The 23,615-nt window shown below is 48.7% G+C and carries 22 protein-coding genes; 16 read left to right on the forward strand and 6 right to left on the reverse strand.

Annotation, left to right across the window (positions count from 1 at the left end; translation table 11 throughout):
• The first annotated feature begins 3 nt into the window (after positions 1-3).
• Positions 4-1,002 carry an inorganic phosphate transporter gene (locus CBE73_RS17575; protein WP_094095333.1) on the forward strand — a complete coding sequence of 333 codons (999 nt, stop codon included), beginning with the start codon at positions 4-6 and terminating at the stop codon, positions 1,000-1,002.
• Positions 1,003-1,133: 131 nt separating this feature from the next.
• On the opposite strand, the gene CBE73_RS17580 is transcribed toward CBE73_RS17575, so the two are convergent.
• The gene (locus CBE73_RS17580; protein WP_308420968.1) at positions 1,134-2,024 is read right to left on the reverse strand and encodes a copper amine oxidase N-terminal domain-containing protein; all 891 of its coding nucleotides are present in this window, start codon (positions 2,022-2,024) and stop codon (positions 1,134-1,136) included.
• A 248-nt stretch (positions 2,025-2,272) separates the two neighbouring features.
• Between CBE73_RS17580 and CBE73_RS17585 the strand changes: the two genes are divergently transcribed.
• Positions 2,273-2,947, forward strand: a complete 675-nt coding sequence (locus CBE73_RS17585; protein WP_094096390.1) for an SOS response-associated peptidase — start codon at positions 2,273-2,275, stop codon at positions 2,945-2,947.
• A 479-nt stretch (positions 2,948-3,426) separates the two neighbouring features.
• A complete protein-coding gene (gene corA, locus CBE73_RS17590; protein ID WP_094095334.1) occupies positions 3,427-4,389 on the forward strand; it encodes a magnesium/cobalt transporter CorA in 963 nt (320 codons plus the stop codon).
• Positions 4,390-5,310: 921 nt separating this feature from the next.
• Here corA and CBE73_RS17595 read toward each other — a convergent pair.
• Positions 5,311-5,874: a hypothetical protein gene (locus tag CBE73_RS17595; protein ID WP_174704765.1), complete on the reverse strand. Its 564-nt coding sequence runs from the start codon at positions 5,872-5,874 to the stop codon at positions 5,311-5,313.
• Between the two features lie 282 nt (positions 5,875-6,156).
• Here CBE73_RS17595 and CBE73_RS17600 point away from each other — a divergent pair, with 282 nt between their 5' ends.
• The 4 genes from CBE73_RS17600 (at position 6,157) to rlmD (ending at position 10,010) form a co-directional block, all read left to right on the forward strand.
• Positions 6,157-6,447 carry a YerC/YecD family TrpR-related protein gene (locus CBE73_RS17600; protein ID WP_094096391.1) on the forward strand — a complete coding sequence of 97 codons (291 nt, stop codon included), beginning with the start codon at positions 6,157-6,159 and terminating at the stop codon, positions 6,445-6,447.
• The gene (locus CBE73_RS17605; RefSeq protein WP_094095336.1) at positions 6,447-7,208 is read left to right on the forward strand and encodes a sirohydrochlorin chelatase; all 762 of its coding nucleotides are present in this window, start codon (positions 6,447-6,449) and stop codon (positions 7,206-7,208) included. The genes CBE73_RS17600 and CBE73_RS17605 overlap by 1 nt, the downstream gene beginning before the upstream one ends.
• A 33-nt stretch (positions 7,209-7,241) precedes the next feature.
• A complete protein-coding gene (locus CBE73_RS17610) occupies positions 7,242-8,123 on the forward strand; it encodes a diacylglycerol kinase (protein ID WP_094095337.1) in 882 nt (293 codons plus the stop codon).
• Between the two features lie 138 nt (positions 8,124-8,261).
• Positions 8,262-10,010: a 23S rRNA (uracil(1939)-C(5))-methyltransferase RlmD gene (gene rlmD, locus CBE73_RS17615; RefSeq protein ID WP_094096392.1), complete on the forward strand. Its 1,749-nt coding sequence runs from the start codon at positions 8,262-8,264 to the stop codon at positions 10,008-10,010.
• A gap of 640 nt (positions 10,011-10,650) precedes the next feature.
• Here the strand turns inward: rlmD and CBE73_RS17620 are convergent.
• Complete coding sequence (locus CBE73_RS17620) at positions 10,651-11,781, reverse strand: aldehyde dehydrogenase family protein (RefSeq protein ID WP_229752876.1); 1,131 nt, start codon at positions 11,779-11,781, stop codon at positions 10,651-10,653.
• On the opposite strand from CBE73_RS17620, the gene CBE73_RS17625 reads away from it, so the two are divergent.
• Entirely contained in the window at positions 11,765-12,133 is a 369-nt protein-coding gene (locus CBE73_RS17625; protein WP_094095339.1) for a MerR family transcriptional regulator, read from the forward strand. The two genes, CBE73_RS17620 and CBE73_RS17625, sit on opposite strands and share 17 nt — an antisense overlap.
• Before the next feature lie 267 nt (positions 12,134-12,400).
• Here CBE73_RS17625 and CBE73_RS17630 read toward each other — a convergent pair whose 3' ends face one another.
• Entirely contained in the window at positions 12,401-13,345 is a 945-nt protein-coding gene (locus tag CBE73_RS17630; RefSeq protein WP_094095340.1) for a ketopantoate reductase family protein, read from the reverse strand.
• 150 nt (positions 13,346-13,495) lie between these two features.
• On the opposite strand from CBE73_RS17630, the gene CBE73_RS17635 reads away from it, so the two are divergent.
• The 6 genes from CBE73_RS17635 to CBE73_RS17670 all read left to right on the forward strand — a co-directional run bounded on the left by CBE73_RS17635 (position 13,496) and on the right by CBE73_RS17670 (position 19,785).
• Positions 13,496-14,128 (forward strand): TetR/AcrR family transcriptional regulator, encoded by a 633-nt coding sequence (locus tag CBE73_RS17635; RefSeq protein ID WP_094095341.1) that lies wholly within the window; start codon positions 13,496-13,498, stop codon positions 14,126-14,128.
• Positions 14,129-14,786: 658 nt separating this feature from the next.
• Entirely contained in the window at positions 14,787-15,734 is a 948-nt protein-coding gene (locus CBE73_RS17640) for a helix-turn-helix transcriptional regulator (RefSeq protein ID WP_094095342.1), read from the forward strand.
• Between the two features lie 200 nt (positions 15,735-15,934).
• Positions 15,935-16,339, forward strand: a complete 405-nt coding sequence (locus CBE73_RS17645; protein ID WP_094095343.1) for a VOC family protein — start codon at positions 15,935-15,937, stop codon at positions 16,337-16,339.
• A gap of 695 nt (positions 16,340-17,034) precedes the next feature.
• Positions 17,035-17,553, forward strand: coding sequence for a cupin domain-containing protein (locus CBE73_RS17655; protein ID WP_094095345.1), 519 nt, complete (start codon positions 17,035-17,037; stop codon positions 17,551-17,553).
• Between the two features lie 447 nt (positions 17,554-18,000).
• A complete protein-coding gene (locus CBE73_RS17665; protein ID WP_094095347.1) occupies positions 18,001-18,405 on the forward strand; it encodes a VOC family protein in 405 nt (134 codons plus the stop codon).
• A gap of 396 nt (positions 18,406-18,801) precedes the next feature.
• On the forward strand, positions 18,802-19,785 hold the full coding sequence (locus CBE73_RS17670; protein WP_094095348.1) for a tRNA dihydrouridine synthase: 984 nt from the start codon (positions 18,802-18,804) through the stop codon (positions 19,783-19,785).
• 238 nt (positions 19,786-20,023) lie between these two features.
• Here CBE73_RS17670 and CBE73_RS17675 read toward each other — a convergent pair whose 3' ends face one another.
• The gene (locus CBE73_RS17675) at positions 20,024-20,362 is read right to left on the reverse strand and encodes a winged helix-turn-helix transcriptional regulator (protein WP_229752874.1); all 339 of its coding nucleotides are present in this window, start codon (positions 20,360-20,362) and stop codon (positions 20,024-20,026) included.
• 209 nt (positions 20,363-20,571) lie between these two features.
• On the opposite strand from CBE73_RS17675, the gene CBE73_RS17680 reads away from it, so the two are divergent.
• Entirely contained in the window at positions 20,572-21,231 is a 660-nt protein-coding gene (locus CBE73_RS17680; protein WP_094095349.1) for a nitroreductase family protein, read from the forward strand.
• A gap of 486 nt (positions 21,232-21,717) precedes the next feature.
• Positions 21,718-22,287 (forward strand): SF0329 family protein, encoded by a 570-nt coding sequence (locus tag CBE73_RS17685; protein WP_094095350.1) that lies wholly within the window; start codon positions 21,718-21,720, stop codon positions 22,285-22,287.
• 114 nt (positions 22,288-22,401) lie between these two features.
• Here the strand turns inward: CBE73_RS17685 and CBE73_RS17690 are convergent.
• Positions 22,402-23,525 (reverse strand): IS3 family transposase gene (locus CBE73_RS17690; protein ID WP_094093016.1). Its coding sequence is split into 2 segments (ribosomal slippage): positions 22,402-23,279 and positions 23,279-23,525, totalling 1,125 coding nucleotides; the frame shifts between segments, so codons are not numbered across the junction.
• Positions 23,526-23,615: the final 90 nt, after the last annotated feature.

A 23,615-nucleotide genomic window follows, 5' to 3' on the forward strand; every position in this document is an offset into this window, starting at 1 on the left:
CACATGGATACAACTTTGCTCGTATTAGGCGTCGTCATCATCCTTGCGCTTGCCTTTGACTTTATCAACGGGTTCCATGATACGGCGAACTCGATCGCCACTTCCGTTTCGACCCGGGCATTGACGCCGCGCAGAGCGATTCTGCTGGCCGCTTCGATGAACTTCCTGGGCGCGATCCTGTTTACAGGGGTAGCGAAGACAATCGGGGGCAAAATCGCCGACCCGACCACGATGGACAACGGTCTTGAAGTCATAATAGCCACGCTGCTGGCAGCGATTATCTGGAACCTGGTGACCTGGTTCTTCGGCATTCCATCGTCCTCCTCCCATGCGCTGATCGGTGCGCTGGTGGGCGCCGTGTTTGTCGGAGCCGGTTCGGACCAAGTGAAATGGTCCGGCTTTGGCGAGATTCTGGAAGGCTTGCTGCTGTCGCCGATTATCGCTTTTATTGTCGGTTATATCGTCATGACGATACTTAAATACATTTTCGCCAAAAGAAGTCCTCATAGCGTGAACAAAGGCTTCCGCACGCTGCAAATTCTGACGGCTGCGCTGCAGTCCTTCACGCATGGCACTAACGATGCCCAGAAGGCGATGGGGATCATTACCTTCGCATTGGTGACATCCGGCGAGCTTTCCGATTTAACCGTCCCTCTGTGGGTTAAGATCTCGGCAGCCTTGGCTATGGCGCTCGGCACCTCGGTTGGCGGCTGGAAAATCATCAAAACGATGGGCACCAAAATCTTCAAAATCGAGCCGATCAACGGCTTCGCGGCCGACATTTCGGCGGCCTCCGTCATTTTCTCGGCTACGCTGCTGCACCTGCCGGTCAGCACCACACATGCGATTACCCCGGCGATCCTGGGCGTAGGCGCTGCGAAACGCTTCTCCGCTGTGCGCTGGTCACTTGCCGGACGAATCGTGATCACCTGGTTCATTACCATTCCGATTTCCGCCGTTTTGGCTGGTTTGATCTACAAGCTGCTGTTCGGCTGGTCTTGATCGGACGTTTAAACCGTTTAACTTATCGTTTACCTTATAAAAGATTACTTCATTAGCTGATGAGAAGTTCTCCCCAATCGATTCGATAGCGGAGAGCTTTTTTTGTTTGTGGAGGGGACAAGATCAGATTCTTAAACCACTGTATTGCTAATCTCCTTCAGGAATCCGTTCCGTGACGCCGTATTGATTTGCTCGTAAATGGTTTCTGCAGCAGAAGGACTGAAAATGTACCATTGATCTTCCGTTACGTCGTAAAGCAAGTCTTTCTCAAATCCGGCTAATTCTTCAGCAGGGAATGCTCCAACCAGATCATAGATGTCATAGCGCTTGATGCTGTTGCCTTGTTTGTCCAGGAAATCATATTGCCCCAATTTATAATAAGAGCCGGGCACATCAATGTTTGGCATCCAGGAATAGTTAGCAGGGGCGTCAACCTTGGCGCCTTTATTTTGTTCTAACAGATCATAAATCGTTTGGTTATAAGCGTTGCCGCTAATTTGCGAGATCACGCCGCCCATGGTCATATGGTATTCGTACTGCAAAGCTTTCACCGGGGTTTGGCCGATGACAAGGGGCGTAGTGCTGATTGTGATTGTGGACGATCCGCCGCTGCTGTAGCCGACCTTGCAGCCGAACGTTTCGGCAAGGAAGCGCAGCGGAACCATGACGCGGTTCTTTTGGATATACGGTTTGGCGTCAAGCTGAACCGTTTTGCCATTTTTTACGGCGGAAGTGCTGCCGGGTTTCAGCGTGACCTTTAGGTCTCCTTTAGTAAAAGTAACCTGCGAATTGGACCAGTTTACCTTGGCGCCCAAATTCTCGCTGATCACACGCAGCGGCACCAACGTCCGGTTGTGGCTGAGCACGGGTTTCACGTCGGACTGAACAGCTGCTCCGTCAATTTGGATGGATAGAGCGGCAGAGGCTGCATGGGCAGGGGAAGCAGTAGGGAGCAGCGTGCTGGCTGCCAGGGTCAGCGCTCCTGTAAGCAGGATGGCCGGGAGTATTTTTCTCATTTGCATCTATAATCGCTCCTTTGGTAAAGTTATCGACTTGCAATTCCGTTACCCTAATAGACGTATGGAACTTGCATTTTGTTTTGATTCTCTTACATTTAAAGGGTTTATTTCCATCAAAGGCTGCACTATTAAAATCCTTCATCACTCAAAATAGCCCAATGGTTTGAAGGAAGGAGGGGCTTTTACGCAAAATTCAGATGCATATTTTTCCTCCCATGACAAATACTACGGTCAAAAGGGAGCTGATGGGTATGTGTCAACGTTTCTCGATGGCGGCAGATCTGCCGGAGGTTCAGCAGCATTTTCAGATTGATCGGGTGATGGTTTACTATAAGAACCGCTATAACATTAGTCCGACCCAACCTACGTCGGTGGTGCTGCAGCAGAACGGGGAGCGGATTCTGGACGAATTCCGCTGGGGATTTATGCCCTATTGGGGCAAAGATGCGGTTAACGCCGATCTCCGCAATGTGCACGGCAATCCGAGCTACCGCAAAATCGTGGACCAGCAGCGGTGCGTCATTCCGTGCAACGGTTTGTATTACTGGCGGCAGGAAGGCAAAAAGAGTTACCCGGTCCGGGTAGTCATGAAGGACCAAAGCATGTTCGGCGTAGCCGGTCTGTATGAAATTTGGCGGGATACGCGCGGGGAGCCGCTCCGCACCTGCACGCTGGTCATGACGGAAGCCAATCTGCTGATTGGAGAGTTCGAAAGCCGGATGCCGGCTATTTTGAGCCAGGAGGATATCGCCCGCTGGCTTGATGAGGATACCAATGATCTGGATGCCCTGCATCCGATCCTGCGGCCTCATGCGGCGGAAGAGATGAATGTTTACGCAGTGACGCCAAGGGTTGGCGGTAATCAGCATGATGACGAGGAATGTATCCGGGAGATGGATCTGCAGCAGGCTTGGGTGAAGCCTTAAATTCAAGGGCTGGATGCAGCAGGGCGGCAGGAAGATTGAGGGCAAGCTGATAAGGCTGCTGGATCTGTAAGGTATCTTAAGGTGCGGAAGTGGGTTGCCGTTAAGGCGGTTAAGCAGAGTGAAACGGGACAAAGCAGGCGGTGCTGGAGACTTGAGAAGTCTTTGGCACCGTTTTTTTTGTTGGCGGGAGAGTGGAGTCTGGCGTGTTTCATGGTCCAGAGGTTAGTTGAGCATCCTTGTCCTTATTGGTTTGTTCATTGCGTTCTTGATTACAAATTTCTACCTTGACCTTGCAATTACAATTGTTGTTTTGGTCGGTCTTTTTGTTCTGCAGGGGATTAGTGACAAAACTCAAGGAGCAATTGAACAAGGTTAGTTAATTTCAGGCGTATCGGCTAAAATAAAGCTGAACGGGCTGCAAACAGCCGCACGGCGGCATGCCCAAACGTTCTTGAAATGAAATGAGGAATGAGCATTCGATGATTCGCACTTTATCTATTTTACCTAATAATGAGATTGTAGAAGGCAGCGGCCTGGATGGGCTTGATCTGGAGGCCTCCGAGTGGGTTTGGGTCGATTTCGGCCAGCCGACGGAGGAGGAGTGTAAGCTGCTGGACAGCTATTTTCACTTTCACCCGCTGGCGATTGAGGACTGCGTGCTGCACAATTTGCAGCGGCCAAAGCTGGATGTTTATGAGGATGTGAGGTTTTACGTGCTGCACGCGATCGATCCGGAGAGCCTGAAGGCAAGGGAAGTGAATCTGTTTGTGGGCGAGAGGCTGATCGTTTCCTTCCATAAACACAAGCTTGAGGAGGTAGAGCAGGCCTGGGAGCAGATGATCGGCTGGATCAGGGGAGGACGGGATCTGCGTCAGGGCCCGATGGCGGCCGCTTATGCGGTGATCGACGATCTGGTGGACTCGTATTTTCCAAGTCTGTATTCGATAGAAGACGAGCTTGCGGACATTGAATCACTGGGGGAAAAAGAGTCGGTCGAGCAGCTGATGAACCAGGTGTTCGACCTGAGGGGGCGGCTGCTAAAGCTGCGCCGTTCGGTAGTGCCGATGCGTGATCTGCTGTACCGGATCATCAACTCCCAGCATCTGCAGGAACAGGGGATGCACCGGGCTTATTTTGCAGATATTTATGATCACCTGCTCAAGCTGTCTGATATGATCGAAGCGGACCGTGAGATGACGGCCGATCTACGCGACTCCTACATCTCGCTGAACTCGAACCGCATGAATGGCATCATGAAGACACTGACGGTGATCACGACGATCTTTATGCCGCTTACGCTGATCGCCGGGATTTACGGGATGAACTTCGATCATATGCCGGAGCTTCATTATGTTTATGGTTATTTTACGGTGCTGCTGTTTATGGCCGGCTTGTCCCTATGGATGGTGCTGTGGTTTAACCGGCGGGGCTGGTTTAAGTAGATTGTTAGGGTGAGAAAGTGAGGGAGAAGCCAAGTTCCTCCGTATGAGAAAAAGCAAAGGCGTGCGGACGGGTCTGCACGCCTGTTTGGCGAGTGGGCTATTGAGTAAGGGGCGGGCCCTGCCGATGGCAGTGGTGCCGGTGAGCAGTATGCTTATGGGCATAGCCGGCAGTATTGCCGGTGAGAAGCATGCGGTTGGGCAGCAAAGGTTGTAGTTGTCGGTAAGCAGTATCGGGTTGGGAAGCATAGCCGGTAGTAGTATGCCAGTGCGGCATAGCCAGCGAGCAGTATAGCTGGTAGTAGTATGTTGGTGAGCAGCACATCCGGTTGTAGTGGCGGTGCAGAATGGTCAGCGAAGTATTATAGCCGACGGGCTAACAGCCTCGCAGTGCAGATATTGCCTAGATTGGGGATGGTGCTGCGGGAAGATGCTGATAAGCTGTTAGGCCACTGGGCTGATGGGATAGCTGCGGCAGAAGTTAGAGAACCTTGAAGTGCTTCTGAAGCGATTCGTGCCAAGAAGGGCCGGGAAGTCGGAAGTCACTCTTGAGGAAGCCAAGGAAGCGTTCAGGTCGAACAGGTTTTACTGAGCTGGTGAACGCCGGATTAAGGGAATGAACCGGTTAAGAGTTCCCTCTGCAAAACAGAATCATAAGGGGAAATGGCCCCTAAGCTTGGGCCGTTTACCAGAAAATAAGCTGATTAAAAATTCCGATAAGAAAATTACTTGGAAGTTTATTAAGATGTTGGGTAAGATGTAAATTGGGAAGTTGTGAAAGCGCTATCCAACGGGCGGTGTTCACCTATTGGCACGGTACTTCAGGCCTGATCGGTATTAGCACGGTCGTTTAAGCTGATCGTTTGAGCCTAAGCGTTTATGCGCCTAGCGTTTATACGTTTATAGCCTCGACGACTTAACGGCTTAACGGCGGCGGGAGCTACTGCGGCGTTTGGAGGATGAGCTGCGGCGCGTGCCTTTGCGGCTGGACGAACCTTTGGAACCTGAGCTGCGGCGTTTGCCGCTGCCTGAGCTTTTTCGTCTGCGCGGCGGGCGGTATTCATCCAGCGGTTCGGAGGTCGTTACACCGGCTGCGCCTTTGGCTCCGGGCAGGAAGGAGCCCATCAGCAGCTTCGCCATAGGGGCGAACTGCTGAAAGCCGCCGATGACCTTCTGCACACGGCCGATATGGCCCATAATGCCGTCGATGCCGCCAAGCCGGTCGAAGACGCCTTTCAGACTGCCGAGATTGGAGAGCAGTCCGGCACTGGTTGCGGTTTCTGCGGCTGCAGCTGCGGGAGCGGCAGCTCCCAGCGCGGAGCCGGCGGCATTATAAGGAACCAGGGCCGAGGACTCGGCAAAGGTGCCGGCAGCTCCGTAAGGATTCACCCCGGGATAATATTGCGGGACGGAGGGCAGCTCCGGAGGAGCGGCGCTTCTTGGGGCGTTCATGTTCCGGTAACGGGCATAATCCGCATGACGGTTCATGCCCTGTGCATTCGTGTTCCGATGGGGATTGTTATAATGAGGCAATTTGCATCACGTTCCTTTTCCAGTATTTGTGTCTATGCTTGATAGACATTCGTGGAGGCCTTTTCTACAATAATGTATGATTTAGGCAGGAGCGGGGTATAGACAAACGCCCGGATTGCGGCTGGGCAGGAGCGGAAATGCGGATCGGGCTCTGCACCGCGTGAAATCGTTAATGCTTGAAAATGAGGCCTTCCCTCGTGTACAATGAAACTACTAATGGTAGGGGATGATAAACAGGTGCAGCTCAAGAAATTGAATGATACCAGCATTGATCAATTATTCGAAGCAATTCTTACTCTTGATAACCTCGAAGAATGTTACGTCTTCTTTGACGATCTTTGTACTGTGAACGAAATCCAGTCCATGGCCCAGCGGCTTGAAGTGGCCCGCATGCTTGGCAAAGGCTGTACGTATAATCAAATCGAAGCCGAGACAGGCGCCAGCACGGCTACGATTTCCCGTGTCAAACGCTGCCTGAACTATGGCAACGACGGATATAAAATGACATTGGATCGGCTGGACCGCTAATGCAGCCAGGCGTTCTCATTATCAGCCACGGTTCTCCGGACGACGCTTGGATCAAGCTCGTCGACGACGCCGTGGCAACCTTGAAGCTTCCAACCGGAATTCCGGTGGAAGCTTCTTTCTTGGAGACGGACGGGGACCGAAGTATCCAGCACGGTATCGACCGGCTGGAGGCGGCTGGCGCCGCTGACTTGATCGTCGTTCCGTTGTTTGTCTCTTCCGGCAGCACGCATATCGATGAGCTGTGCTATGCGCTGGGTTTGAAGCCGGAGCCGGAGCTCGAGACGGATCTGGAGCGTTTTCGGATCGGAGCCGGGGTGCGGGTGCTGTTTGGCACCCCGATGGACGACGATCCGCGGATTGCGCACATGGTCTGGAACAAGGTGCGCGGGCTTTCCCGGGATCCGGACCGGGAAGTGGTGGTTCTGGTCGGGCACGGAAGCGGGCATGACGGCTTCCGGCAGCGCTGGGAGGCAGGGATGGCCTCCCTGGCGGCCAGCGTGCAGGCCATCAGCGGCGTTGCTGCCGCCGATTATGGCCTGCTGCGGACGGACACCGTGCGTGAGAAGGTGTCCGAATGGGTTAATAAGGGCTACGAGGTAATCGTGGCGCCGTTATTTTTGAGCGCGGGGTATTTCACGAAGCAGGTGATCCCGTCCAGGCTGGAAGGCCTGACCTACCGCTATAATGGCGAGGCTCTGCTGCCTCACCCGGAGCTGGGTGACTGGATACGGGACCAAATCTCGAATATAATGAAGAGATGAAACTAATCGAGTGTAAATGGAGCTGCAGCAGGAATGAAAAGAGCCAGATTAATATATAATCCTTCATCCGGACGTGAAGAGATCAGAAGGCTGCTTCCGGATATTCTGAACCGGCTGGATTTGGCCGGCATTGAAACGTCCTGCCACGCCACCAACGGCGAAGGCGACGCGACCCGCGAAGCGGCGGATGCCGTGTACCGCGGTTATGACATTATCATCGCGGCCGGGGGCGACGGCACCCTCAATGAGGTTGTAAATGGCATGGCGGGCAAGGAGAACCTGCCGCCGCTGGGTGTTTTTCCAATGGGCACAACCAACGACTTCGCCCGCGCCATGGGCATCTCCAGACGCTGGGAGGACTACTGCGATCTGGTGATTAACGGCGCAACGCGGCCGATTGATATCGGAAAAGCGAACGACCGTTATTTTATCAATATCGCCGGGGGCGGTTCCTTGACTCAGCTGACCTACGAGGTGCCAAGCCGCCTGAAGACAATGATCGGGCAGCTGGCCTATTATATGAAGGGCATCGAGAAAATGGTGAATCTCTCCCCGACCGAGCTGACGATTACGGCCGACGGCTATGAGCAGATGCACGGGGAGTTTATGATGTTCCTGATCGCCAATACGAACTCCGTGGGCGGCTTCGAGAAGCTGGCGCCGGACGCGCGCATCGACGACGGCCTGCTCGACGTGATCGCGGTCAAACGCTGCAACCTGCCGGAGTTTATCAGGCTGGTGACGATGGCGCTGCGGGGCGACCATTTTAACGATTCGCATGTTGTGTACTTCAAGACGAAACGGATGGAGATCACTTCTCCAGGCCCGGTTCTTCTGAACCTGGACGGGGAGCTTGGCGGCCAACTGCCTGGCGTGTTCGAGATTTTGCCGTCGCATATGCAGATTTTTGCTTGAGGGGATTTTGCGGAAGAATTAATTGGGCATCTTACTGAACATTCAAAAGGTCTTGCTGCTGGCCAGGCGGCCGGGCAAGGCTTTTTCTATAAATGGAGTATACATTTTTATTAAATGGAAAGAAGTGAAGGGATCAAGATGAAAAACAACCGGGGCCGAACACGCGCAGGCGCGTCATCCGGACGGGGCGGGCGTTCTTCGGGCGGTAATCGCAGCAACACTGCGGCCGTCGCCGAATGGAACCTGCCAGTAACGAAAAACGAGGATTACACCATAGAGATCATCGGTATGAATCACGACGGGGAAGGGGTAGGCCGCGCGGAGGGCTATACCCTTTTTGTTGCGGGCGCTTTGCCGGGCGAGAAGGTACGGGTCAAGGTGATTAGCACGAAAAAACAATTCGGCTACGCCAAACTCCTGGACGTGCTGGAAGCCAGCCCGGACCGCGTGGCGGCGCCATGCCCGATCTACGACCAGTGCGGCGGCTGCCAGCTGCAGCATATGAGCTACGCCGGCCAGCTGGCCTGGAAACGCCAGCGCGTTGTCGATGCGCTGGAGCGGATCGGGAAGCTGCGGGTGCAGGGGAGTGCGGGGATTGGAGCGGATGCAGAGGCGAACGTTGGGGCGAGTACCGATGCAGCTGCCGAGGTGAACGCTGACGGGAGTGCGGATTTAAAAGCGAATGTTAATGCGAGTGCTGGTGCTGGTGTGGTTAATGACGTGAGTGCTGGGAATAGTTCCAGTACATCCGAAAGCGCTGGTGGCCTGAATACGGACAATCCTTCTGATAGCTTCGCAAACTCGGCTGATTCGGTTCAGAATGATGCAGGAGCACAGGGGCCGGTCATAGGCAGGGGTGAGGGCATCCTTGTCCGCGACACGCTTGGCATGGACGAGCCTTGGCGCTACCGCAACAAAGCCCAGGTGCCGATCGGCGTAGCCGAAGGCGGCCTGGTTGGCGGTTTCTACGCGCGGAACAGTCACCGGATCATCGACATGGAAACCTGTCTCATCCAGCACGAGCATAACGACGAAGTCGTCTCTCGCGTCAAAGCGATCGGCCGCGAGCTCGGCATCTCGGCCTATAATGAAGAAACCGGCCGCGGTCTGCTCCGCCACGTTGTGGTGAAGAAAGCCTTCCGCACCGGCGAAATCATGCTCGTCCTCGTCACCAACGGGCGGGACATCCCGCACAAGGACGAATGGATCGGCCTGATCCGTGAACAGATTGCCGATGTGGCGAGCATCTGCCAAAACGTCAACACGAAGCAGACTAACGTCATCTTCGGTGACGAAACCCGCATCCTCTGGGGCCGCGATGTCATTTACGATTACATCGGCGATGTGCAATTTGCCATTTCGGCGCGTTCTTTTTACCAGGTGAACCCGGTCCAAACGGAAGTGCTCTATGGCAAAACGGTGGAGTACGCCGGCCTGACCGGCAAAGAAACCGTCATCGACGCCTATTGCGGCATCGGCACGATTTCCCTGTTCCTGGCGCAGCATGCGGACCAGGTGTACGGCGTGGAGATCGTCAAAGAAGCGATTGAAGATGCGCGCAGCAATGCCCAGCTTAACAATATGAACAATGTGAAGTTTGAGGTCGGCGCATCCGAAGACGTCATTCCGCGCTGGAAAGAGCAGGGGATTGAGGCGGATGTTATTGTGGTAGATCCACCGCGTAAAGGCTGCGACCCACGCTTGCTGGATACGATCCTCGAAATGAAGCCGGAACGTGTGGTGTATGTGTCGTGCAATGCCTCGACCTTGGCGCGGGATTTGGCGGTGCTGGAGGAAGGCGGGTACCGGACGGTGGAGGTGACGCCGGTGGACATGTTCCCGCATACGGTGCATGTGGAGTCGGTGGCCTTGTTAGTCAGAAATTAAATGTAGAAATGAATCAAAGTCATCTCACAGCCTAAATAGTCGTATTAAAGCCTAAAAAGTTGTGTTACGAGCCGAGCGAGAAGCGGGGATCTGTCCCTGTTTTTCCTCGGATTTTCATTGATTCAGGGGGGAGGAATGAGGGATAAGGGAAAGCAGGGGACGCCTAAATGGAACAAGGGATTCGGACGGTTTACTCCTGTTTTACTCGATCGCTTTCTTCGATTTTCCCTCTGAATAAACCTAATCCCTATTCCCTGATATCCCTCTGCCATAACACGACTTTAATTGCTTTTATGTCCCGGATTTTCTCGGTCGTAGCCCCTGTTTTCCCCATGTTTGTAGTACGACTTTAATTGCTCGAAGGGATTGAGGATAGGTACGAGGGAGGGCGGGAAAAGCCTTGTGGCTGTAAGGCGGAGAGAGATGAGGGCAAGGTGACATGCGTGATATGACTATTTAGGACTTTGACATTAAATCTTGCCTACTAAGCAAAGGTTGCCAGGGAATGGGTACAGATAGGTAGTGTTCATATGTGATAATTTGACACAAAAGAGACGCTCGGGCGAATCAGCCGAGCGTCTTTTTGTGCTTTATTTTCCAGGAGCAAACAGTTGATTCTAGATTTCTTAGCTAATTGATATTAACCTACGATCGTCTTTAACTCCATATATTCATCCATCCCTAATGGACCATATTCTCTGCCGATTCCCGATTGCTTAAAACCGCCGAACGGAGCATTCATTTCGAACGTGGAATCGTTGATCAGTATAACACCCGCGTCGAATTGGGCTGCTACCTCCCGAGCTTTCACTGGATTGGTTGAACTGATGTACCCTCCAAGTCCGAACTTGGTGTCATTTGCGATTTTAATCGCCTCTTGCTCTGTTCGGTAGGTGATTACGGACAGCACAGGGCCGAATATTTCCTCTTGAGCAATAGTCATGTTTTGGTTTACATGAGCGAAAACGGTCGGCTTCACATAGTACCCTGACTCCAGTCCGTCAGGATGTCCTTCGCCTCCGGCAACCAGCTCAGCTCCTTCCTCCAAACCCAAACGAATGTAGCGTTGAACGTTGTTGTAATGCTTCTCGGTAGCCATGGGACCGATCAGCGTGTCTTTCTCTGAAGGATCACCGACTTTAATGTTGGCAATCGTTTGTTTGATCAGGCTTTTTACCTCGTCAAGCCGACCCTCGGGGACAATCAGTCTGGTTCCTGCTATGCAGGCCTGCCCGTTGTTCATGAAGCAGCGCATGACAGCGCCCGGAATAGCTTTATTCAAATCGGCATCCTCTAGCACAATATTAGGCGATTTTCCGCCAAGCTCCAGCACGATTCGTTTCATAGTGGCTATGGATTCCCGGTAAATGATTTTACCGATGTTGGTGGAGCCGGTAAAGGGGATCATGGCTACATCTGGATTGCGAGTCAATTCTGTGCCTACCACCTCGCCTAAACCGTTCACCACGTTGATGGCGCCGGCAGGCAAACCTGCTTCATGAATACACTCCAGCAGAATTTGGGTCTGAAGGCCGCTTATTTCACTGGGCTTGACCACACAGGTGCAGCCGGAAGCTACAGCATGAGCGATTTTGCTTGCGATTTGTGTCGTACTTGAGTTCCAAGGAGTAATCATGCCGACGACACCGACAGGCTGGTGAACCACCTGGGCAGTACCAATCGTAGTGCTGAACTGAAATTCTTTAAGCGTATCAACGGCAACCTGAATAAAGCCGGTTAGCCAGGTTTCGAAAATGTTGAATATAGCCAAGCCGACAATCCGTTACTACGAGGAGATTGGACTTGCTCTCAAGGTCAGTCGGGATAAAAACAACATCCGCATGTTCTCTGACGATGATGTGATGCGCTTAAGAACAATCCAGTGCATGCGAGGCTCAGGGATGAGTATCGAGGATGTACGTCACTATATTGAGTTGTCGACAATAGAGGAGGAAGGTATCCAGGAGCGTTATTCTATTATTTTGCATCAGGAGGACATACTCATGCAGAAGAAAAGGGAACTAGAGGAGCAGATCGCTTTCATTGAACATAAAAAGCAACGGTATGCGGAGCAGTTGCAAGGGGAAAGGCACTCCGGTCCGGCTTCTTGGCAGGCGGAGTGATCCTCTTTGAGACTTTTCTTGCCAATTCCTAAGCGGAGTAAAAAGAGGTTACTCAGAGTAACCGGTATCCGCCGCTCCCTGTTCTTCAGATGAACCCTGAAGCGGGGCTGGATTTCAGGACCGGATATATAAGGGGATCGTGGATATCGGCAAAAAAGCCGTTTCTGGACGCCAACCCATAGAAAGCGTACAACATCTTCGCGTTATTAACGCTGTGATCCAGGCGGGTGCTTCCAAGATAGTCAAAAGCTAAGCTCTGCAAATGTTTTATAATATGGAATTTTCAATAGCCTTATGATATTCACTGTTTTCAAGTGCCGCTGTAAGTCGTGGCAAAGGAATGCCTGCCTTTTGGGCTTCTCTTACAACTTCAAGTATCGCAAAACCTGCTTTGCTGTTGTTGTGTTCCATGAAAAGCCGCGCCAAGCTGCCTTTTGCAAAAATGACCTTGTTAAACAGGATGCCCAGAAGTCCCGGAGGAACTTTAGTCAGCAGGAGAGAAATGGCATCCGGCTTTCCACCTCTTGCTTTCAGTACAGGGATCATTTCCCTCATATTCAACCCAACATTGGAAAAAGAGTCGCGATGGTTCAATATCGCTGGAAAGCTCCCCCGTCTGATCACCTCCGTCTCCATAGCCGCATTCATGGCAAAGTGGTTCCATAGCCAGTTTTGCATATCCTTGATCCAGCTAATTTTAAAATGGGCACTTTCAAATAGTTCTTTGATCTTGTTGTTAATCTGTTCTGTGCCTGCCCGTGGTTTTTCCAGAAATACCATTTTCAAAAAGCCGCCTCTAAGCCGATTGTCCGCGATGCCGCCCCCTGCTCCGGGGAAACCAAAGACAACCTTATTCATAGACAAGGGTGCGATTGATGATTTCAAGTCTTGCCAGATGTTATTGAATATGAGGATCGGAGTATGGCCTGCAGCCGTTGCCAGCAATTGTGCCGCTCCCGGAAGCTGTTCCGTGTTGACGCTCGCAATAATGAGATCATACTTGGGAAGGATTTCCTCATGAAGTTTGATGTTCCAACTTTCTTTGATGAGCTTTTTCCCTTTTCGTCCATCCCACATTTCAAGCTCTATACTACTTCCGTAGGTTTCTGTTCTCCCTTTCCTAACGTAAAACTCCACGGTATGCCCTGCCTGTTCAAAAGCCCACGCATATTGGGTCGATATTAAACCTCTGCCGAAGAATAAAATTCGCATGTTAGCCCCCTTAAAAAAATAGTTGATCATCCTTGTTGATGATCCGACAACGTGTTGTATAATGGTATTGTATGCATTCCCTATAGGGTCATCAACCATCAGATTTTTAATATCTGTCGGATCATTGATTAAATAGAAAAGAGGCTAAGCATGAAGAAGCAGCCTGAAGTGACGGACAAAACAAGACAAACCTTTATCCAAGTATTCTGTGATTTATATAGCCAAAAACCCATTGAAAAAATATCGATTCAAGAGATTGCCAAACAATCAGGATATAACCGCAGTACCTTTTATCAATACTTTACGGATATCTATGAATTGTTGGACTGCGTTGAAGAGCGTGTCTTGAAATCCATTAACGAGGAAATGGCAAGCAGAGAGTTCTCTACACATACTTTCCAAGATGCCCTTCAATGCTTGGGAAATGTAGAGGAAATTTCAATTCTTAAAGCCCTCTTGGGCGACTATGGTTCTGTTCATTTTGTTGAACGCCTGAAAAGAGAAATTCCCTTTGAGAGATTGATTGTGGACTTTCCAACAGATGATGTCCTAGCCCCCTACATAATTGAGTTTTATATATCAACATTAATTTCTATGTTTCGCCTTTGGATACGCAACGGCAAAGATCTATCGTCTGAAGAATTGGTCAAGCTCATTGATAGCCTATTTGCAAATGGAATCACACCGTTTTCTTTCTTTGGTACGGTCAATCCGCGGTGCCCTGATTCGAATAAAAGGCAAGGGGACAGGGAGAAAGAGAATGAGAGTCCCCTATATAGATAAATATAGCGGCTTCTATTTCTTCAACCGCTTGGCCCCTGCAAAAAAGGTTTAATTATCTTCATATCAGGTTCAATTTGATAAGTATCTAGGGTTGGGATCTTTATGTAGGCAATGTCTTTACTAATCATCTCAGTTGTCGCTGCTGCTGGGAGGGAGGTTGACTGCTCTAATTGGCTGTTCAGGTTAGAGTTCTCAGCGGCAGCATATCTGGATTTAACCGTCGGTTGGTTAATTACATCTCACCAAGGTTCGTGGATGATCGCATTCTCTTTGGTAATTGTGTATAGCTTCTTGAGGTGTTCATATTCCTCTGAATTCATTAAGTTCGTATATCCATTGTTCAATTCATTTATAATGGTTCTTAACGTGCGATTAAAGCTTGAATCATCTTTCGTGCGTTTAATCCGGTTTCGATATTTCTCTTTGTTAGCAAGCCAATCGAGCTATTAACCCTTTGATTCACCTTTAAAAAGGGGTAATTTTCTTTTACGATCTTGTATAAATATTCAAAATCCACAAGCTTCTGTTCTGTGGTGAGCTGGATTCCCCGGATAGGAGTTGAATTCTTTTAGAGTGCTGTTAGCCTCGTTACGCTAGACTTTGCCACAAGCGACGGCAAGTGATTTATGAACAGAAGTAAGTCTCAAGGGAGGCCCCCATGAACAAAACCGACCGTTTATTGGCCATCGTGCTGGAGCTGCAAAGCAGGGAAGTTGTACGGGGCGAAGATTTGGCGGCCCTGTTTGAAACCAGCGTGCGGACCATCTATCGTGACATTCAGGCGCTTAGTGAGGCGGGAGTGCCGATTATAGGTGCCCCGGGGACAGGGTATTCTTTAATGAAAGGTTATTTCCTGCCGCCTGTCAGTTTCACGGTAGAAGAAGCCGTGACCTTGCTTATAGGAACGGATTTTATCGAGCAGCGATTTGATGAGGAGTATCGTGTCAGATCTCAAGCCGTTCGAAAAAAAGTCGAGGCCGTCCTATCGGAGAACGTCCGCCGTGAGGCCTCTCGTCTGCGCAAGGCGCTGCGTTTGCTGGCTCCCGGTAAACAAGTCGCGCTGTCCAAAGAAAGGGAATATTTCGAAAAGATCCGTCAGGCCCTACTAGATGAACGAAAGATCAGATTTCATTATTCCAAAAAGATGGGGGATTCGGGCGGGAATCCCCATAGTGATCGAACCGTCGCTCCCTATGGTCTCGTTCTCGTAGAAGGAGCTTGGATGCTTGTAGGCTATTGCGATCTACGCCAAGACATCCGCCATTTCCGTTTGTCCCGAATGACCGAACTAATCGCTCTGGAAGAACGGTTCAAATTGCCGGCAGATTTTAACTTGAGGGAGTATACCCCTAAGGATGATCGGGACTTGCGGGTTCGCCTTCTTTTTAACCCAGACCTCGCAGATAAGGTGAAAGAATCGGGTTATCCTTACATGGAGGATATGGAAGAGCACCCCGATGGCTTACATGTGGTCTTACGAATTCGGCAACAGGATGAAGTGCTGCGATGGGTGCTTGGCTGGGGAGCGGGTGTGACCGTATTGGAGCCTGCAGCATTCCGGGATCGGATTCGTGAGGAAGCCCTAAAAATATTAAAACGCTACTGACATAACGTTGTCAGTAGCGTTGTTTTATATTCGGATATGTAAATCTATAAAGGAGATAAATGTGAGATAGGAATTGTATCGGTTGGGGACATAGCCAATCAAGTCTTTTACGGATGCATTGTCCCTTAAGGAAACTTCGCTGGTCCTGGCCCGCGATATGATTCGGTATTGTATCATTTATTAAGAAAGGATGATTTCTTATGAATTTCGCTTCTGTACGCATTATAACCGACGACGTGGATCGTCTCGTCGAGTTTTATGAGAGAGTTTTAGGTGTTTCGGCGGAGCGCCCCGCGCCCGTATTTGCCGAATTTATTTTACCTTCATGCACCTTGGCAATCGGCCACTCCCAGACGGGGCAGCTATTTGGCGCTGGTTCCGTAGTGGCGGCCCAAAACCGCTCTGTCATCATCGAGTTCCTCGTCGACGATGTCGATGCCGAATACGCTCGTTTGAAGTCAGCTGTCGATGATTGGGTACAGGAACCGACCGCGATGCCGTGGGGAAACCGTTCTGTGCTTTTCCGCGATCCTGATGGTAACCTCGTTAATCTCTTCAAGCCGGTGACCGAGGAAGCAATCAAACGGTTTAGCGGCAGACGCTGACAGCCAGTTAAAGTGAGCGAATGAGGCTTAATTCTTGGAATATGGAGATTATTGGTGGTAAATGAGGTCGTCTTGTAAGAAATCCTTAAAACTTTACAAATGTGAAAATTACGCATGCTGAAGAGGAATTGAATGAAGGAAATAAGCAGGATTTCCCCACTCTCAGAATGCACTCGGCAGTTGAAGAGCAGTCTTTTTTATGCCGATTTTGTTTCCGAACTTACGTTTGTAGGCATTCCTACGTCGGATGAATTAGTGATGGAGGAATCCAATGAGGCAAAGAAACCGATTAAACAAACTATTGAGAAATTAGGTTTAACGAGTAATTGTCAATTTGAAGGATCAGTGTACTATTACTCAAATGTAAATTAAAAAGTCCAGACAAAGTAGAAGGCTCCGTCTGGTTATTTATTTGGATCTTCGATCCATTAGAACAATCCTCCTCGGAAGCCAATCAGAGGAGGATTGTTCTATAGGTAGAGACGAGATTCGAATGAAATGGGAAACGCATATCAAGTTTTGAACCCGCCTTAGCTTGAACGCGGTACATTGGTGGAAATAGCAAAGAGGGGCGGAGAACTCCTCATTTTTTCATCGTTGTAAACTAGTGGGCTTTTGCCCATTTTGCTTACCTGTACCTAGGCAGTTGCATAGGATAAATGGTCAATAAGAAATTCACTAAGAGGAGCATAAATATGTACGTTTATTCAGGTTATCAGCATCAATGGCAAAATCCAATGCAATGCTACTGGTATAACAATTTGAGTCCCCATTATTACAACTGGAACAACCGCATCTATAATCCATATGGAAACATTGCATTACAAGATTATGGAACAAGACCGTTAGTAGTGAATATTGACCAAGCAGCCAAACAAAACAACAATTACCGCACCGCTTTATGGACAGGTGAATATTTCCAAGTAACTTTAATGAGTATTAATGTTGGTGAAGACATAGGTTTGGAAGTCCATCCGACAACTGACCAGTTCATACGGATTGAAGAAGGTCAGGGGCTTGTTCAAATGGGTGATAGCAGAGATAATTTAGATTTTCAAGTTATGGCGTACGATGATTATGCAATTATGGTACCTGCAGGAAAATGGCACAATCTAACCAATACAGGTAATCGTCCCCTTAAAGTTTATGTTATCTATGCACCCCCTGAGCATCCATATGGTACAGTTCATGAGCAGGATGAACATTCAATTTGACCCCAATAACAATATTATTAAACTATGTATGATGGGTATGGGCATGGAAGATAGCGGGAAATCTGAAGATGCGGCCAAGCTGTTTTTTTAAAGCATGGAGTGAAGGTGAAAATGACTTTGAAAGATTAATTACAGCTTATTATGTAGCTCGGCATCAAAAAAATAGTTCGGAAAAATTAAAATGGTTGGAAACCTCCTTGCAGTTTCCGTTAAAACTAAATGATGCCAGCGTTAAAAGTGTTTCAAATCACCGTATTGGAGCCTGCAGCATTCCGGAATCGGATTCGTGAGGAAGCCCTAAAAATATTAAAACGCTACTGACATAACGTTGTCAGCAGCGTTTTTTTATAATCGGGTATGTAAATCTAAAGGACTGGTGAGATAAATACGAGATTCTGGCTCATAGAATACGGATTTTCACCATTTATTAAGAAAGGATGATATGTTATGAATTTCGCTTCTGTACGCATTATAACTGACGACGTGGATCGTCTCGTCGAGTTCTATGAGAAAGTTTTTGGGGGGGCGGCGGAGCGCCCTGCGCCCGTATTTGCCGAATTTATTTTACCCTCATGCACCTTAGCAATCGGTCACTCCCAGACAGCCCAGCTATTTGGCGCTGGTTCTGTAGTGGCGGCTCAAAACCACTCCGTCATCATCGAGTTCCGCGTCGAAGATGTCGATGCCGAATACGCCCGTTTGAAGCCAGCTGTCGATGATTGGGTACAGGAACCGACCACGATGCCTTGGGGAAACCGTTCTGTGCTTTTCCGCGATCCTGATGGTAACCTCGTGAACTTCTTCGAACCAGTGACTGAGGAAGCGATCAAACGGTTTAGCGGCAGGCGTTGATGGATTGTTAAAGTGAGTGAGGCCTCAATATAGAGAATAGCAGCAGCAATTCGTAACATGTTTGGCTTTCTGTTGCAGGCAGCGGTGGTGCTGTTCCTTCGAAAGGCCAATTAAGCTGGAGATTAATGAAAGGAAACAGTAAAGAGGGGCGGAGGCGCCCTTTTTTTGTTTTTTATATGAGGATGCTCTTGCCTGGCAATAAAGTATTCGTATAATGGTTTACCATTGACAGATACTGTCGTTTGATCTACATTGCTTAAACATGCTATAAGTGTAGAAGTGTAGAAGTGTAGAAGTGTAGAAGCAGCAGAGACATGAGCAGGTTTATTTGTTTATTTTGTTAATTTTATTAATCGGGATAAAGCTTATCCTGTTATCTATAGAGAGGTTTTTGATATGGAAAATAATTTTTGGCACGATTTGCCGCGGCCATTTTTTATACTGGCGCCCATGGAAGATGTGACGGATGTAGTGTTTCGTCATGTGGTAAGTGAAGCTGCCAGACCGGATGTGTTTTTTACGGAGTTTGCGAATACAGAGAGTTACTGTCACCCGGAGGGGCACCACAGCGTGCGCGGGCGGTTGACTTTTACAGAAGATGAACAGCCGATTGTAGCCCATATCTGGGGGGATAAGCCGGAATATTTTCGTCAAATGAGCATCGGGATGGCCAAAGAGGGGTTTAAAGGGATCGACATCAATATGGGATGTCCTGTAGCGAATGTAGCGGAGAACGGAAAAGGAAGCGGTTTGATCTGCCGTCCCGAAACCGCAGCGGAAATCATCCAAGCCGCCAAAGCCGGGGGCCTGCCCGTCAGTGTAAAAACAAGGCTCGGCTTTACCGAAGTAGACGAATGGCGCGGCTGGTTAACCCACATTTTGAAACAGGATATTGTGAATCTGTCCATTCACCTGCGGACCCGGGAGGAAATGAGCAAAGTAGACGCTCACTGGGAACTGATTCCGGAGATTAAGAAACTTCGCGATGAAGTGGCTCCACATACACTTCTGACCATTAACGGGGATATTCCTGACCGTCAGACCGGCCTTAAGCTCGCTGAGCAATATGGCGTGGATGGCATCATGATTGGGCGGGGGATTTTTCAAAATCCGTTTGCTTTTGAGAAGGAAGCGAAAGAACATAGCAGCGAAGAACTGCTTGATCTGCTGCGGCTGCATCTGGATCTCCATGATCAATATTCAGCGGAGATGCGACGTTCCTTCAGCGCCCTTGTCCGCTTTTTTAAGATTTATGTGCGTGGATTTCGAGGGGCCAGTGAATTGAGAAATCACTTGATGAATGCCAAGTCAACAAGTGAAGTGCGTGCGCTGCTTGATGAATTTGGAAGCCGGGAACAGTATGGGGTGGAGGAGCAGTAGAGGCTTCTTGTGCAATCCCCCTATTGGATCAATCCCAGTATCGTTATAGATGCCCTAGTCAAACAAGAGCCTGGATTAGCATTTTGTGAACCATAGTAACGATTGTGCTAAACGGTAAACATTAGTTCAATGAAACGGCGACAGTCGAGGACTTTATTTTCATGTCCTTAGCTGTCGCCGTTTCATTTTCAAGAGCCAGTCTAAGCTTTTATTTAACCTAAGCGGGGGTTCGTCATCATCAACGTGCTTCCGAAGTTCCTCCCCAGGTTTCACCCCATATGCGCATTTCCCGAAGTACAGGGATGTACGCCCTTCCTTTATCTGTTAGCGAATACTCAACTGTAACAGGTGAGGTGGGGAACACCTGGCGGTTGATAACTCCATGCTGCTCAAAGTGGCGCAGAACATCCGTTAAAGACTTAATGCTGACGTTGTCTAAATGTCTTCGCATCTGATTAAATCGCTGCGGGCCCAGACTAAGTAAGGTGAGTACCAGAATAGCCCATTTTCCGCGAACAACCTCCAAAGCTTCGCGAATGGAGATGAGACATTGTTCGTCCTCTTTGCTGATATCCACAAAATCATCCCTTACTATAGTATAGTTAGTCTAATTTATAGAGCTATATAAAAATAATGTGTCTACTTTAAAGTATATACTTAATAATTTATAGTAACAACAGAGCTTATTTAACTGCTAGGGTTGAATTTGTTTTGAAGGCCTACTGCTAATTATTTAGAACATATTGTGCCTGCATGGAGCAAGGTAATGATGAGGAGGAGAGAAGCATGTCCATTGAACAATCGTCTCAGAAGGTGGAGCCGCAGTTTTTTGATGTTATTCAAGATCGGAGATCTGTAAGGTATTATGACTCCGAAGTAAAGATCTCACAGGAGGAAATGAAAGATATATTGCAGCTGGCTACACTGGCTCCTTCTGGCGCCAATCTCCAGCCGTGGCGGTTTCTCGTCATCGACTCGCAGGAGTTAAAACAAAAACTGCTTCCAATTGCCAACAGCCAGCAGCAAGTGATTGAGGCTTCAGCTGTCATTGCGGTACTTGGAGATTTGGAAGGCTATACAATGGCCGAGAAAGTTTACGGGATGGCGGTCGATGCGGGGTACATGCCTGAAGAGACAGCTAAATCATTTGTTGAGCGCTACCAAAGACTGTTTGCGAATATGCCTCCAGAAAATGTACTCCAAAAAGTATTTATTGATTGTGGACTGGTATCCATGCAGCTAATGCTTGTCGCCCGTGCTAAAGGCTATGATACGGTCCCGATGGGCGGCTTTGACCCAATGAAATTTGTAGAACAATTTGACATTCCGGCGAGATATGCCCCAGTTATGCTTATCGCCATCGGTAAGGCGGCGAAGCCCGGACACCGGACGTTAAGATTACCGCTGGAAGAAGTCGCTTTCTTTAATGAATTGCCTAATGCTTGATATTAATTATTCCTGTTATATAAAAAAAGCCAAAGGATATGAACTGCACCTCCATTGTTAACTGCTAACAATTGGAGGTGCAGTTTTTGCGTTTTTTGCGTAGATCAAGAAACTTTGGCGCCTGATACCTTATTTGATCCTAATAGGTATGTCCCTAGACGTCAGACCGGCCTTCGGCTCGCTGAACAGTAGGGTATGGAAGGCATTACGATCGGACGCCGTATTTTTCCTAATCTATTTACTTTTGGGAAGAAGACGAGGGAGCATAGCAGCCAATGGATCTGTTACTTTAGCAATTTGCAGACCATGTGATAGAATGGAGTCATGAAATGGGTACTGATAATGCATCATTGAGCCATGAAGAAGACGCCAATTAAACAGCGAATGTGGAGGCATCCCCCATCTTGGAGGGATGTTTTCTTGATTAAGGCAATCGGCGATAAGAACAAAGTTGTCGATGTAAACTTAAGAATATAGGGGGATCACATGTCCTGGAGCAAATTAAAGCAGCAGCTGGAGAGCTTTCTCAGTCCTGCCCTACAAGGCAGGGTTGAATACCGGGCAACAAGCTACCGTTATTTACCCGATAAAGCAGGGAGCAGTTATATTTCGGTGGATAAAAAGAATGTATTCGATATGAGGGATAAAACCAGCGGCATCCGCTGGTATCAAACGGAGCTGGAGATCAAAAATGACCCGGAAATTGTAATTCCTATCAGCCCGGAAGAAATCGAAGTCGTTAGAAAAGATACCAAAGGGCCGGTGCCGGAGGATCGGCTCATTGTCATTGCCAGAAACAGAAAAATGACTGAACTTGCAAAAGAGCTTATGGCGGCACAAGCTGCATTAAGTAAATCGAATTTCACTGTGGAGGCAAATAAGTTCTTAACGACTTCGATTGAGAAAAGCTTGGAGAGCAGTGAGATTATAATGAATGTTTTTGCGCTGCTGGATAAAAGGGTGGGGAAAAAGCGGATTTTGAGTATGGCCGAGAGGGTTAAGATGAAGCATCCTGTGGTGCGGTATTTTTATGAGGTGAGGCGGGGGACGGTGTGAGGATAAGCCTTCATTGAAGGTTCGCACTATACTTAGAGTGCATTCACTAATAATCAATTTCCATAAAGAATGATCCATTAAGTCTACTATGTGATATGGACTGTCAACAGTAAATCAGACAACTTTTTTAAGGGCTGTAGTTTTGTACTGAACGGGTGTCATGTAACCTAGTGAGCCATGAACTCTATGTCTGTTGAACCAATTCACATAGTCATATAATTCTACGTTTAGATGGTGAAGACTTTGGAAATGCATCTGGTTAATGAATTCGGTTTTCATTACTTTGTAGGTCGCTTCAGCAACGGCGTTGTCGTAAGGACAGCCCTTCATGCTTAACGAGCGACCAATGTTAAAAGTCCTTAACAGCGCATCAATATTCTGGTTTTTAAACTCACTTCCACGGTCCGTGTGGAACCACTGAATGTCGCTTAAGTCGCCTTCTACTGTGGCAAAGGCACGGGAAATTAGAGCAGCGTCCTTACGTGGACCTGCACTGTGGCCAATGATTTCTCTGTTAAATAAGTCGATCAATACGCAAATATAATGCCACTTGTGCTGGACTTTCACATACGTCAGATCGCTGACGACAAAGCGTTTCGCTTCCTTTTGGTCAAACTCACGCTTCAATACATTAGCTGTTTCTGCATCGTTACAAGCCGTTTTATGCGGCTTATACTGGGCGATTGTGTATGTGGACACAAGGCCTTGCTCTTTCATAATCCGTCCAATTCGGCGCCTGGAAACGATGTATCCTTGCTCCTGAAGTTTCGTTTTAATCTTCCGTGTTCCGTAGGCTTTGCGGTTGCTCTGGAAAATCTCGACGATAGTCTCCGTAAGGATACTTTCATCTTCGTTTTCTTTATCAATCGCTTCATAGTAAAAAGTGCTTTTCGCGATTTGTAGGACTTTGCACATTGCTGATACCGAGTATTTATCACGATTTTGCTTTATGATCTTTACTTTCGTCCCATGATCAGCGCGGCTTGCTTTAAAATGTCATTCTCCATTCGAAGCTGCTTAAGTTCTTTGCGAAGAGCAATAAGTTCGTTTTCTTCTGCCGTTCGGTTATCCTTTTCAGCGAAGGAACCCGAGGTGTTCGCTTGTTTAATCCAGCGATCTAGAGCAGATGGGCTTAGCTCATACTCTTTCACAATAGCCGCTCTTGATTTCCCGTTTTCATATAACTGAACCATTTGTCTCTTAAATTCTGCTGTAAATGTACGTCTTTCTTTTGGCATAGTAGATCCGCTCCTAATTGTGATTGTTTCATTCTACTAGCCCCTAATTTTTCTGTCCAACTAAGTGTAGCCGATCCAATACTCTTTAAT

The sequence above is a fragment of the Paenibacillus physcomitrellae genome, assembly GCF_002240225.1.
GTDB lineage: Bacteria > Bacillota > Bacilli > Paenibacillales > Paenibacillaceae > Fontibacillus > Fontibacillus physcomitrellae.